A 13,261-nucleotide genomic window follows, 5' to 3' on the forward strand; every position below is an offset into this window, starting at 1 on the left:
TCACGCCTCATGAACGCACACGATACGCGCACCTTGCCGCGCAGCGGACTGACGGTGTCCGCACTCGGCCTCGGCTGCTCGCAGCTCGGCGGCCTTTATCGGCCGATGTCGGCCGCCGATGCCGCCGCGCTCGTCGACGCCGCGTGGGCGGCCGGCCTGCGTTATTTCGACACCGCGCCGTATTACGGCTACACGCTGTCCGAGCGGCGCGTGGGGGCGGGGCTCGCCCCGCGCGAGCGCCGCGCCTTCACGCTCAGCACGAAGGTCGGGCGGCTGATGCGGGCCGACGCGAGCGTGCGGCCGGGCGACGACGGCTGGGCCGAGCCGCTGCCGTTCCGGCCCGTCTACGACTACAGCTACGACGGGATCATGCGCTCGCACGACGACAGCCGGCAACGGCTCGGGCTCGCACGGATCGACATGCTGTACGTGCACGACATCGGCGCGATGACGCACGGCGAGCGTCACGCGCGCTACTGGGATCAGTTGACGCGCGGCGGCGGGTTTCGCGCGCTGGATGCGCTGCGTTCGGGCGGCGAGATCGGCGCGTTCGGTCTCGGCGTGAACGAGTGGGAAGTCGCGGCCGACGCGCTGAACGAAGCGGCGCTCGACGCGGTGCTGCTGGCCGGCCGCTATACGCTGCTCGAACAGACGGCGCTCGAGCCGCTGCTCGACGCGTGCGCCCGTGACGGGACGGCGATCGTGATCGGCGGCGTGTTCAATTCCGGCCTGCTCGCCGGCAACGGCAAGTTCAACTATGCGGACGCGAGCGCCGACGTGATCGACAAGGCCACGCGGCTCGGCGCGCTGTGCAACCGCTTCGACGTGCCGCTTCCCGCCGCGGCGTTGCAGTTTCCGTTCGGCCATCCGGCCGTCGTGTCGTGCGTGGTCGGCGCGCGCAGCGTGGCTCAGCTGGCGCAGAACATCGCCTGGTTCGAGCGCCCCGCGCCGGCCGAACTGTGGGAGGCGCTGCGCGACGAAGGGTTGATCGACGCGCACGCGCCGGTGCCGGGAGCATGCGCATGACCGCACGGATCGACGCCCATCAGCATTACTGGCGCATCGGCGCGCGGGCCGGCTGCTGGCCGCCGGCCGAACTCGCTGCGATTCACCGGGATTTCGACCCCGCCGATCTGGCGCCGCTGCTCGACGCCGCGCGTATCGATACCACCGTTCTCGTGCAGTCGCTGCCGAGCGAAGCCGACACGCGCTTTCTGCTCGATCTCGCGGCTGAAACGCCGAGCGTCGGCGCGGTGGTCGGCTGGGTCGACCTGAAGGCCGACGACGCACCCGCGCGGATCGCGGCGTTTGCGTCCGCGCCGAAGGCGCGCGGCTTGCGACCGATGCTGCAGGATCTGCCCGACGACGCGTGGATCGACGATCCGCGGCTGGATCGCGCGGTCGCCGCGATGCTCGAGCACGGGCTGCGGTTCGATGCGCTGGTGATGCCGCGCCATCTCGATGCGCTGCATGCGTTCGCGCGACGCCACCCGGATTTGCCGATCGTGATCGATCACGGCGCGAAGCCGTTCATCGAGCGCGGCGAGATGCAGCCGTGGCTCACGTCGATGCGCCGGCTCGCGCACCTGCCGAACCTGCATTGCAAGCTGTCCGGCCTCTGGACGGAGGCCGGGCCGTCGGCCGGCCCGGATGCGGTGCGCGCGCGCACGCGGCCGTATGTCCAGGCGCTGGCCGACCTGTTCGGGCCGACGCGCTTGATGTGGGGCAGCGACTGGCCGGTGCTGCGGCTGGCGTCGGCGTGCGGCGGCTACGACGAATGGCTGGCCGCATGCGAGGACGATGTCGCGCAGTCGCTCGGCGCCGCGGCGCTCGACGGCCTGTTCGGCGGCAACGCGCGCCGCTTCTACCGGATCGACACCGCACGCCACGACGAATGAACCCGAACGAAAGGAAACCGACATGCTCAGCGTGATTTGCGAATCCCCCGGCGTGCTGCGCGTGCAGCAGCGCGAGCTGCCCGTGCGCGGCAGCGGCGAAGTGCTGTTGCGCGTGCAACGGGTCGGCATCTGCGGCACCGATCTGCACATCTACACCGGCAACCAGCCGTACCTCGACTATCCGCGCGTGATGGGCCACGAGCTGTCGGCGGTCGTCGTCGAGGCGGAACCGGAGTCGGGGCTCGGCGCCGGCGACGCGGTGTACGTGATGCCGTATCTGTCGTGCGGACACTGCGTCGCCTGCCGTCACGGCAACACGAACTGCTGCGTGAACATCAAGGTGCTCGGCGTGCATCGCGACGGCGCGCTCGCCGAATACCTGAGCGTGCCCGCGCAGTTCGTGCACAAGGCCGACGGCATTTCGCTCGACCAGGCGGCGATGCTGGAGTTTCTCGCGATCGGCGCGCATGCGGTGCGCCGCGCGGACATCCGTGCCGGGCAGCGCGCGCTGGTCGTCGGCGCCGGGCCGATCGGCATGGCCGCGATGATCTTCGCGAAGCTGCGCGGCGCCGACGTCACGTGCCTCGACACGCGGGCCGACCGGCTGGCGTTCTGCCGCCAGCATCTGGCGGTCGATGCGGCGGTGGAGGTGGGGGAAGGGGACGCGGCGCATCTCGCGTCGTTGACGAACGGCGAGTATTTCGATGCTGTGTTCGATGCGACGGGCAATCTCGATGCGATGAATCGCGGGTTCGAATTCGTCGCGCACGGCGGCAAATACACGTTGATCTCAATCGTGCGCGGGCACGTCGCGTTTTCGGATCCCGAATTCCACAAGCGGGAAACCACGCTGCTCGCGAGCCGCAATGCGACGGCCGAGGATTTCGCGACGGTGCTCGATGCGATGCGCGCGGGGCGCATTCCCGATCGCGCGCTGAACACGCACCGGATGCGGCTCGACGAGGTGCCGGACGCGCTGCCGCGTCTGCTGGATGCCGGGCAGACCGTCGTGAAGGCGCTCGTCGAATGCTGATCCGTCGAATCCGGCACGCGGAGCGCACGACATGGTGACGCCGCCGATCCTGCAGTTCGGCACGAGCCGCTTCCTGCTCGCGCACGTCGACCTGTTCGTCTCCGAGGCGCTGGACGCGGAGGAGGCGATCGGCGGCATCGGCATCGTGCAGACGACCGGCAATCCGGCCAGCCGCGCCCGCATCGACGCGTTGCGCGCCACCGGCCGCTATCCGGTGCGGATTCGCGGGCGCGAGCGCGGCGGCGTGGTCGACGAAGTCGTCGAATGCCGCGCCGTGCAGCGCGCGTGGGACGCCGAGCGCGACTGGGCGGATATACGCGGCGCCGCGATCGAGACGGTGCGCGTCATCGTGTCGAACACCGGCGACGCAGGCTATCGCGCCGATCCGCGCGACGCCGCGGACCTGCTGGATCACCCGGAACATGCACCGCACGGCTTTCCGGCGAAGCTGCTCGCGCTGCTGCATGCGCGCTGGCAGGTGCGGCCCGATGACGGCGTGTCGATCCTGCCGTGCGAACTGGTGACGAACAACGGCGACACGCTGCGCGACATCGTGCTGGGCCTCGCGCGCCAGTGGCGGCTGCCCGACGCGTTCGCCGACTATCTGGGCCACCGCTGCACATGGGTCAACTCGCTCGTCGACCGCATCGTGTCCGAGCCGCTGCATCCGGTCGGCGCGATCGCGGAGCCCTACGCGCTTTGGGCGATCGAACGGCGTGCGGGCATGGCCCTGCCGTGCCGGCACGCGCAGATCGTCGTCACCGACGATTTGCGCAGCCACGAGCGCCTGAAGCTGTTCTTCCTCAATCTCGGGCACAGCTGGCTCGCGGAGCAGTGGCTCGCGGCCGGGCGCGATGCAGGGCAAACGGTGCTGGACGCGATGAACGATGCGCGGCTGCGCGACGGGCTCGAGGCCGTGTGGCGCGATGAAGTCGCGCCGGTATTCGTGGCGCTCGGCTTGCGCGAAACGGCCGAACGCTACGTCGACAGCGTGCGCGAGCGCTTGCTCAATCCGTTTCTCGCGCATCGCATCGCCGATATCGCGGTCAACCATCGCGAGAAGGTCGCGCGGCGGATCGCGCCGCTGCTCGCACTCGCGGATTCGCTCGCGTTGCCGGCCGAACAACCGCGGTTGCGGCAACTCGTCGCCCGCCATGAACCGGCGGCCGGCGCTCCGGCGGCCGGCATCGCAATGACAGGGAGAAAGGCATCGTGAAGCAACCGGCAATCGTGATCCTTCACGGCAACGACAACGTCGCCGTCGCGCTCGATGCGCTGGCGCCCGACGTGCCGATCGACGTGCGCGGCGCACCGCTGCGACCGGCAGATGCGATACCGGCCGGCCACAAGGTCGCCACCGCGCCGATCGCGCGCGGCAGCGCGATCGTCAAATGCGGGCAGCCGATCGGCGTCGCGCTGCGCGACATCGCCGCGGGCGAGCACGTGCACGTGCACAACGTCGGGATGCCGGAGGAGCATACGCACGACGGCGGGCCTGCCGACGACGCGCATGAGGTCGAGACGGATCGCCGCGATACCTTCGACGGCTTCGTGCGGCCCGACGGCAGTGTGGGGACTCGCAACTACGTCGGCGTGATCGCCAGCGTCAACTGTTCGGCGAGCGTGTGTCATGCGATCGCCGATGCGTACCGGCACGGCGCGCTCGATGCGTTCGATCACGTCGACGGCGTCGTCGCGATCACCCATCAGAGCGGCTGCGGCATGTCGGCGACCGGGGACGGCATCGAGCTGCTGCGGCGCACGCTCGTCGGCTATGCACGCAACCCGAATTTCGCCGGCGTGCTGCTCGTCGGCCTCGGCTGCGAGGTCAACCAGGTCGGCGCGCTCGCGCAACGGCTCGACGCGGCGGCGCCCGGCACCGTGCGCACGCTGGTGATCCAGGACGAGGGCGGCGTGCGCGACACCGTGGCCAAAGGCGTGTCGATCGTGCGCGAACTGGTGGAGGCGGCCGACGGCGCGCGTCGCAGCGCCGTGCCGGCCTCGCGGCTGACGGTCGGCCTGCAATGCGGCGGGTCCGACGGCTACTCGGGCATCACCGCGAACCCGGCGCTCGGCGCGGCCGTCGATCTGCTGGTCCGCAACGGCGGCACCGCGATTCTTTCCGAGACCCCCGAGATCTACGGCGCCGAGCATCTGCTGATCGCGCGGGCGGCGTCGCGCGACGTGGCCGAGCGTCTGCTCGGCCGGTTGCAGTGGTGGGCGCGCTACGTTGCCGACAACGGCGGCGAGATGAACAACAACCCGTCGCCCGGCAATCTCGCCGGCGGCATCACGACGATTCTCGAGAAGTCGCTCGGCGCGGTGTCGAAGGGCGGCCGCTCGCCGCTGCGAGCGGTCTACGACTATGCGGAGCCGGTAAGGCAAGCCGGGCTCGTGTTCATGGATACGCCCGGTTACGACCCGGTGTCGGCCACCGGGCAGATCGCCGGCGGCGCGAATCTCGTGTGCTTCACGACGGGCCGCGGTTCGGTGTTCGGCTCGAAGCCGGTGCCGACGATCAAGATCGCGACGACGACCGGCCTGTTCGAGCGGATGCAATCGGACATGGATTTCGACAGCGGCGGGATCGTCGCCGGCGCGCTCTCGGTCGGCGAAGCGGGCGAGCGGCTGTTCCGGCTGATGCTCGACGTCGCGTCCGGGCGGCCGTCGCGCAGCGAGGAGAACGGCATCGGCGACCGCGAATTCGTGCCCTGGCTGCGCGGCGCGGTCATGTGACGCGCGACGCGGTGTACGGCCGCCCGCGCAATCGGACTGGGAAGGAGACGTTGCGATGGAAACCATCATGCGCAAGCCGGCGACCGGCGAAGCCGGCCGCGGCGATCAGCTGTCGGAACTGGAGAAGGGCTTGCTCGGCGAGGCGCTGCGCTTGCTTGCCGAGACGCGGGCGCGGGCGCTGGAACTGTGTGTGGAGGTGAACCGGCGACAGGGCGGCGCCACCCCGGATGTCCACGACTTCAACCTGCCGACGATCATCGAGCTGCAGCGGCGCTTCGGTACGCGGTCTTGCCCGTCGGGCGAAGCCGGCACGGCGGCGCCTGCGCGCTTTGCGTGAGCCCGGCCCAGGCCCAAGTCCAAGCCAACGCCAACGCCAACGCCAACGCCGAAGCCGAAGCCGAAGCCGAAGCCCAAGCCCAAGCCCAAGCCCAAGCCCAAGCCCAAGCCCAAGCCCAAGCCCAAGCCCAAGCCGCCCTCGAGCGGCCTCGCTGCCAGGATCGATGCCCGCTGCCGGCTACGTCGCCGACAGCGTGACCGACACGCCCGTCGCGGTATAAACCGGCGTGGCCTTGAACCCGTCGACCGTCACCGTCGAGAACTTCGCGGCGGCCGCCGCGCCGTCGATCAGCGCGATGGTGTCGCCGGCCTTCGGCGTGTAGCCGTTCACGAATTTCACGTGCAGCGTGCCGCCCGTGACGGTGAGCGTGCCGCCCACGCGCAGGCGTCCGCCGCCGTTGCCGTCGATGTCGAGTTCGAGCGTCGTGTTGTCGAGCTGCGTATAGCGGGTCGCGATCGTCACCGGTGCATTGGCCGCGATCTTCACGCCGCCGCCCGAGCCGACGTACACGTCGCCGTTACCGAACGCCGTCGTCGACGCGGCCGCGAGCGTGCCGCCGCTCACCTGCGTGCCGCCCGTGTAGCGGTTGTTGCCCGCCAGCGTCAGCGTGCCGCTGCCTTGCAGCGTCAGCTTGCCGGCGCCCGCGACGTCGTTGCGCCACAGGTCGGCCGCATTGAGCCCGCCCTGCGACGCATCCATCGACACGATCACGTTGCCGTTGAACGCGCCGTAGCCGTCGGCGGCCGCGAACAGGTTCAGGCGGCCCCAGCCTTCCGCATCGTCCATGACCGGATAGCCGGACGGCACTTCGGTCGTCTTCAGCACGACGCGCCGCTGGTCGGCGCTCAGGTACGGGAAGCGCGTCTGCAGCAGGATCTCCGCACCCTTCGGCACGACCGGCGGCGCGTCCGTCGATTCGATCGCGCCGAAGCCGAACGTCATGCGGCGCAGGAACGCGGCCTTGTTCGTCGTGTAGTCGGCGAACCGGTCGGTGGCCGTCGTGCCGGAGTGGGCAAAGGCGGAGAACGTCGTGGCGCTCGTCCCCGTCAGTTGCTGCAGCGTCTGATGGGCTTGCGTGTACGCGGCCTGCGCGTCATTGGCGTACGCGGTCAGGTTCGCCGCGCTGACGGCCAGCGCGAGCATGCGGCCGCCGATCACGTCGAGCGGCGAATGCATGCCGGCGAGGATCCGGTTCTCGCCCAGTTCGAGGCCGCGGCTGAGCATTTCCTGGAAGCGTTCCGGCACGAGCCACGCCATCGTCGTCGCGTCGCGCACAGCCTCGGCCGTGTGGCCGCTGATGAAACCGCCGTCGGTCGCGGGCGTCGTGCTTTCGGCCGGCACGAGCGTCGGCGCGACGATCACGCTCGTGCTCCAGCGGTACGGGCGCGCATATTTGAAGAAGCGCTTCGACGGTTCGGTCGACGCGTTGTTGCCCATTTCGTTGAGCAGGTCGACGACCTTCCCGAAGCTGGCGTTGCCGCTGCTGCTGCCGACGCCGACGTTGTTGCCCGAGTCGTTGTACAGCACGGTCGTCGCATCGGCGGGCACGCTGGTGATGCTGGTCGTCTGCTGCGCCGCGGTGCGCCACGCGGCGGTGAGCGGGCCCATGCCGTCGGTCACGCTGTAACCCTTGCCGCGCCGGTCGTCGTAGTACGCGGCATCGGCCTGCTGCGACGTGCGGGCGGTTGTCGCGTTGACCACGTACTGCACGTTGGCCGATAGCACCGCATCGTTCAGGATCGTGCCGCACGACACGCCGCTGTTCGGCAACCCGGAGCAGGTCGACGGCGAGATGGCCGGGAACGCGCCGTTTGCCGGCGCGCTCACGCCCGCATCGACCAGCATCGTCGCCGGTTGCCAGAGATCGAGGAAGCGGCTCAACACGCGCACCGCGGCGTTGGTCGACAGCGTCGCATAGCGTGCATCGCCGCGCTGGTTGGTCGCGACGTTGTCGACGAACGCGGGCGCGCTCGGGATCGGCGCGCTGTCGACGAAGCCGGGGTCGGCGGGCGGCGCGGGAACGGCCGCCGCCAGGGTGCTGGTCGACGTGACATCATCGCCGCCGCCGCACGCAGCCAGCACGATCGCACTCGACAAGGCTGCGACGTGCAGCGGGAAACGGCTTCGTGACGCAAACATGCAAGACTCCATCCTGATGGTCGAAGATGGAGGATTGTGGTGAGCGATCGTTACGCGGCCGTTACGGATTTGTTTCGCGTCGGATGCAATGCGCGCGAATTCCCACTATCTGGTTAATTTCGGGTGCTGAGCATGTCGGGCGCGGGATTCGATGCGTCCATCGCGGGCACGCGCGCGGTGGGAGGCTAGGCGCCGGCCGCCCGCGTGTCGAGCCGGAACAGCGATACCGCCTCGGCAAGCCGGCCACCCTGTTCCTCGAGCGACTTCGATGCGGCGGCGGCCTGTTCGACGAGCGCCGCGTTCTGCTGGGTGACTTCATCCATTTGCGTAATGGCCAGATTCACTTGCTCGATGCCGCGGCTCTGCTCGTTCGACGCGGCCGCGATCTCGCCCATGATGTCGGTCACGCGCGCAATCGCATGCGTGACCTGGGTCATCGTCTCGCCCGCGTTGTTCGCGATATGCGAGCCGTCCTGGACTTTCCGGACCGATTCCGAGATCAGCTCGCGAATTTCCTTCGCGGCGCTCGACGAGCGCTGCGCGAGACTGCGGACTTCGCTGGCCACCACGGCAAAGCCGCGGCCCTGCTCGCCGGCGCGGGCGGCCTCCACGGCCGCGTTGAGCGCGAGGATGTTGGTCTGGAAGGCGATCCCTTCGATGATCGCGGTGATCTCGGCGATCTTGGCGGAGCCGGCGCTGATGTCCGTCATCGTGTCGACCATCAGACCGACTGCCGTGCTGCCGCGCTGGGCGACTTCCGATGCGTTGTTGGCCAGCCCGCTCGCCTGCTGCGCATTGTCGGCGTTCAGGCGCACGGTGGACGTCAGCTGCTCCATGCTCGATGCGGTCTCCTGCAACGAGGCGGCCTGCTGTTCCGTGCGGGACGACAGGTCCTGGTTGCCGGACGCGATTTCGCCGGCGCCCGTCGCGACGTTGCTGGATGCGGTACGGACCTCCGAGATCAGGCGGATCAGGTTCGCCTGCATGTCGCGCATCGAGGCCAGGACGCTGCCGGCCGGCGCGGCGCCGGTCGTGGATTCGGCGCCGAGGTCGCCGGCGGCGATATGGCCGGCGATCTCGCTGAGCACGGCAGGCTCGGTGCCCAGCGCGCGCAGCAGGCCGCGGGTGATGAACACGCCCAGGATCGCGGCGGCGGCTGCCGCCGTGATACACATGACGATCAGCATCAGTCGTTGTGATGCATAGCGGTCGGCCGATTCCCTCACCAGTTGCTCGCCTTGCACGCGGGCGAACGTCGCATAGGCGTCGGTGGCGGCGACGAGCCTGGCCAGCAGCGGCCGACACTGTTCGTTGATCATCGTGATCGCCTGATCGCGGCGGTTGTTCGCCGCCGCGTCGACGATGGCGCGCGCCACGGGGCCGTACTGCGCCTCGACCGCGCCGATTTGCCGGACCAGTTCGCGGGCCTGGTCGGTCGCGCCGCTCCCCTCGCGTACTGCATTCGTCAGTTCGCCCAGCAGCGCGCCGACGTCGTGGTCGGCCTGCAGCGCCGCGTCCTTCTCGATGTCCGCATCGCGCGGCGCGGTCGCCAGCACCTGGTTGCGGGCGGCGATCGCACGCCGGTCGACCGCGACGCGAACCTTGTCCGCCAGGATGGCACGGGCGTTGGTGCCGTTGACGTAATGGTCGAATGCCGCGTTCGCATTGCCGAGCGATACGATGCCGAGAATGGAGACGAGCAGCACCATGCACGTCAGGAGACTGAACGCCAGGGTCAGCTTCGTGCGAACCGTTAATCGTCGATTATTCATGTGGGGGTCCAGTTTCATTGATATCAAGTAGCGTTCCTTATTATCGGATTGGTACATGAACAATTTAGGACTGTTGTCCGACGCAATCGTTTGCGTAGGGGCCGCTGCCGAGAAAAAGATGCAGGCCACGATCCGTGGCCGATCAGGTCAAGCCACGCGAGCGTGTTGCTCCGCTTCCGCGCAACAAACCCGGTTGCGGCCTTCGCGCTTCGCACGATAAAGCGCCATGTCCGCCTGATGCGACAGCGCGTGCACGGACGGGGGGCGTGCGCGATGGCCGGTCGCGCAGCCGATGCTGACGGTGAACGCCGGCACGGTTTCCGCGAAGCCGTCGAGCCGGTTGCGTTCGACTTCGCGGCGAATCGCCTCCGCGACCTGCGCGGCCCCGCTTTCGTCGGTATCCGGCAGCACCGCGACGAACTCCTCGCCGCCGTAGCGCGCGGCCAGATCGCCGCGCCGTCGCGTGTGGGTGCGGATGCATTCGGCGAGAAAGCGCAGCGCCGTGTCGCCTTCCGCATGCCCGTGCCGGTCGTTGTACTGCTTGAAGTGGTCGGCATCGATGAACAGGATCGACAGGCTGCCGTTGCTGCCGCGCTGCAGCCGTTCCCATTCGTCGGCGAGCGCGATATCGAGCGCGCGGCGGTTGCATAAGCCCGTCAGCGGATCGGTCCGCGTGAGATCCGTGAGCAGCGTCTGCTTGCGCAGGTTGTCCCGCAGCGCAAACGCGAGCAGCCAGACCACCGCGCAGAAGAATGCGCTGATCACGGTGGCGGACACGCCGACCGTCCACGACAGGCGCGTGATGCTCGCCAGCACGTCGCGCTCGGCCGGCGCGACGACGGCGATCAGCGGCGTGCCCGGCACCCGCTGGTACGTATACAGCCGCTTGGTGCCGTCGATGATCGAACGCGCGGGGTAGAAGCCCGATTCGCTGTGCACCATCCGGTCGAACGCTTTCGAGCGACGCAGGTGGTTCATCTGGTTGTCGTTCAACGACGGATTTCTCGCGAGGATCGCACCGTCCGCGCGCAGGATCGCGCTGACCCCGTTCGGCCCGACATCGAGCCCGGACAGGAGCTGCTCGAAATAGGCGATGTCGATGGCGACCACCGCGATGCCGTTGAACGTATGGTCCGGCCGTTCGATCCGCCGCGACAGCGCGATCGATTCCTTGCCGTCGCGCGAGCGTGCGCGATACGCCTCGGACACGTAGAGGCCGACGTTGTCGGCATCGCGATGGACCTTGAAGTAGTCGCGATCGCTGAAGTCCCAACGATGGGTCGTGCCGCAGCAGCCGTCGATCAACTGGCCGTGCCGGTCGGTCACGCCCATGCCGGTCACGTATTGCGCGGCGGTGCGCTCGAACAGCAGGTCGTGCCGCAGCCCGGCATCCATGCGCCGCACCGCGGGCTTGCCGAGATCGGACGCGAGCGCGACCAGCGCGTTGTTCGACGTTTCGACGGTGCGCGCGATCTGGCTCACCAGCACGGCGGCGACGTTGCGCGACGTCTCGTGCGCGTGCTCGATCACTTCGCTGCGCCCGACCCACAGGGTCGCCGCGCTGATCCCGAGCGCCGCCAGCGACATCAACGTGCCCAATGCGCCGACGACAAGATGGTTGCGTCCGGCCCAGTCGGCGATTTTCTCGATCGAGGTGGTTGCGGGCATGCTCGTGCTCGTAGGGGAAGCCGGTTGCGACGGTTCCGGCGCGGGTCAAATCCGGGTTAACGGCACGGTTAACAGAAAATCGAGGCCGGCAGGGCCGCCAGTGGGCGCGGGCAGTCGCGCACGGGAGCGCAAACGTGTGCGAGCCCGCGTGGCCGGTCCTGCAAAGCGGAGGATAGTGCGTTCGCCGCGCGCGGAACGAGGGGCGGCGACACGCGCCGCCGGCACGTCGATTGATAACCCATCGACATCAATCCTTCCAAAAATTGCACTTATCGTTTGCCCGGCGACGAGCGAACATGCCGGAAAACGACAATCGATCCACCCCTCCCGCATATTTCCGGATTTTCAGGAGACACCCGATGCACCCCTCGTCCAGCCTTCCGAACGCCCGTTCGAAGGCCGCTGCGGTTTTCCGCGTCACCGCCGGGAATTTTCTCGAGCAGTTCGACTTCTTCCTGTTCGGCTTCTACGCCACGCAGATCGCCAACGTTTTCTTTCCCGCGCAAAGCGAGTTCGCGTCGCTGATGATGACCTTCGCCGTGTTCGGCGCCGGCTTCCTGATGCGGCCGTTGGGCGCCATCGTGCTGGGCGCGTATATCGACGACGTCGGCCGCCGCAAGGGCCTGATCGTCACGCTGTCCATCATGGCGAGCGGCACCGTCCTGATCGCGTTCGTGCCGGGCTACGCGACGATCGGCCTGCTGGCGCCCGCGCTCGTGCTGCTCGGGCGGCTGCTGCAGGGCTTCTCCGCCGGCGCGGAACTGGGCGGCGTCTCGGTGTATCTCGCCGAACTGGCGACGCCCGGCCGTAAGGGCTTCTTCACGAGCTGGCAATCCGCCAGCCAGCAGGTCGCGATCGTCGTCGCGGCGGGCCTGGGCTTTGCGCTCAATCAATGGCTGAGCGCGTCGGCCATCGCCGCATGGGGATGGCGCGTGCCGTTCTTCGTCGGCTGCATGATCGTGCCGTTCATCTTCATGCTGCGCCGTAACCTGGAGGAAACCCAGGAGTTCAAGGCGCGCAAGCATCGCCCGGGCATGAAGGAAGTGTTCGGGACGCTGGTGCAGAACTGGGGCGTCGTGGTGGCCGGCATGATGCTGGTCGCGATGACCACCACGAGCTTCTATCTGATCACGGTCTACGCGCCGACCTTCGGCAAGACCGTGCTGCACCTGAGCACCGCCGACAGCCTGCTCGTGACGCTCTGCGTCGGCGTGTCGAACTTCGTGTGGCTGCCGATCGGCGGCGCGCTGTCCGACCGGATCGGCCGCCGGCCGCTGCTGGTCGGCATGACGGTGCTTACCGTCGTGACCGCCTACCCGGCGCTGTCGTTGCTCGCGCACGCGCCGTCGTTCGTCAACATGCTGCTCGTCCTCCTGTGGCTCTCGTTCATGTACGGGATCTATAACGGGGCGATGGTCGTCGCGCTCACGGAAGTGATGCCGGTGCAGGTGCGCGTCGCGGGCTTCTCGCTCGCGTACAGCCTCGCGACGGCCGTGTTCGGCGGCTTCACGCCGGCCATTTCGACCGCGCTCATTCACGCGACGGGCGACAAGGCCGCACCGGGCTACTGGATGAGCTTCGCCGCGGTGTGCGCGCTGCTGGCGACGTTCGCGCTCTATCGTCGCCACACGGCGACGCTGACGCCCGCGCATTGAGGCCCGGGCCATCCGGAATGCTT

At 68.7% G+C, this 13,261-nt stretch carries 10 protein-coding genes; 7 read left to right on the forward strand and 3 right to left on the reverse strand.

Annotation, left to right across the window (positions count from 1 at the left end):
* Positions 1 to 9 precede the first annotated feature (9 nt).
* The 6 genes from CFB34_RS37735 to CFB34_RS37760 are packed head-to-tail and all read left to right on the forward strand — an operon-like array spanning position 10 to position 6,004.
* Positions 10 to 1,026, forward strand: coding sequence for an aldo/keto reductase (locus CFB34_RS37735; RefSeq protein WP_089443881.1), 1,017 nt, complete (start codon positions 10 to 12; stop codon positions 1,024 to 1,026).
* Positions 1,023 to 1,898, forward strand: a complete 876-nt coding sequence (locus CFB34_RS37740; protein WP_089444027.1) for an amidohydrolase family protein — start codon at positions 1,023 to 1,025, stop codon at positions 1,896 to 1,898. The genes CFB34_RS37735 and CFB34_RS37740 overlap by 4 nt, the downstream gene beginning before the upstream one ends.
* Before the next feature lie 22 nt (positions 1,899 to 1,920).
* The gene (locus CFB34_RS37745; RefSeq protein WP_089443882.1) at positions 1,921 to 2,931 is read left to right on the forward strand and encodes a zinc-binding alcohol dehydrogenase family protein; all 1,011 of its coding nucleotides are present in this window, start codon (positions 1,921 to 1,923) and stop codon (positions 2,929 to 2,931) included.
* A gap of 34 nt (positions 2,932 to 2,965) precedes the next feature.
* Positions 2,966 to 4,147 (forward strand): D-mannonate oxidoreductase, encoded by a 1,182-nt coding sequence (locus CFB34_RS37750; RefSeq protein WP_089444028.1) that lies wholly within the window; start codon positions 2,966 to 2,968, stop codon positions 4,145 to 4,147.
* On the forward strand, positions 4,144 to 5,667 hold the full coding sequence (locus tag CFB34_RS37755) for an altronate dehydratase family protein (protein WP_089443883.1): 1,524 nt from the start codon (positions 4,144 to 4,146) through the stop codon (positions 5,665 to 5,667). Before CFB34_RS37750 ends, CFB34_RS37755 begins: the two co-directional genes overlap by 4 nt.
* A gap of 55 nt (positions 5,668 to 5,722) precedes the next feature.
* On the forward strand, positions 5,723 to 6,004 hold the full coding sequence (locus CFB34_RS37760; RefSeq protein ID WP_089443884.1) for a hypothetical protein: 282 nt from the start codon (positions 5,723 to 5,725) through the stop codon (positions 6,002 to 6,004).
* A 177-nt stretch (positions 6,005 to 6,181) separates the two neighbouring features.
* Here the strand turns inward: CFB34_RS37760 and CFB34_RS37765 are convergent, their stop codons facing one another.
* The 3 genes from CFB34_RS37765 to CFB34_RS37775 form a co-directional block, all read right to left on the reverse strand.
* Entirely contained in the window at positions 6,182 to 8,143 is a 1,962-nt protein-coding gene (locus CFB34_RS37765) for a phosphatase PAP2 family protein (protein WP_089443885.1), read from the reverse strand.
* 185 nt (positions 8,144 to 8,328) lie between these two features.
* Entirely contained in the window at positions 8,329 to 9,915 is a 1,587-nt protein-coding gene (locus CFB34_RS37770) for a methyl-accepting chemotaxis protein (RefSeq protein WP_089443886.1), read from the reverse strand.
* Between the two features lie 147 nt (positions 9,916 to 10,062).
* Positions 10,063 to 11,583, reverse strand: a complete 1,521-nt coding sequence (locus CFB34_RS37775) for a sensor domain-containing diguanylate cyclase (RefSeq protein ID WP_089443887.1) — start codon at positions 11,581 to 11,583, stop codon at positions 10,063 to 10,065.
* A 359-nt stretch (positions 11,584 to 11,942) separates the two neighbouring features.
* Here CFB34_RS37775 and CFB34_RS37780 point away from each other — a divergent pair, with 359 nt between their 5' ends.
* Entirely contained in the window at positions 11,943 to 13,238 is a 1,296-nt protein-coding gene (locus tag CFB34_RS37780) for an MFS transporter (protein ID WP_089443888.1), read from the forward strand.
* The last annotated feature ends 23 nt before the right edge of the window (positions 13,239 to 13,261 follow it).

Source organism: Burkholderia sp. HI4860, from assembly GCF_002223045.2.
Taxonomy (GTDB): Bacteria; Pseudomonadota; Gammaproteobacteria; order Burkholderiales; family Burkholderiaceae; genus Burkholderia.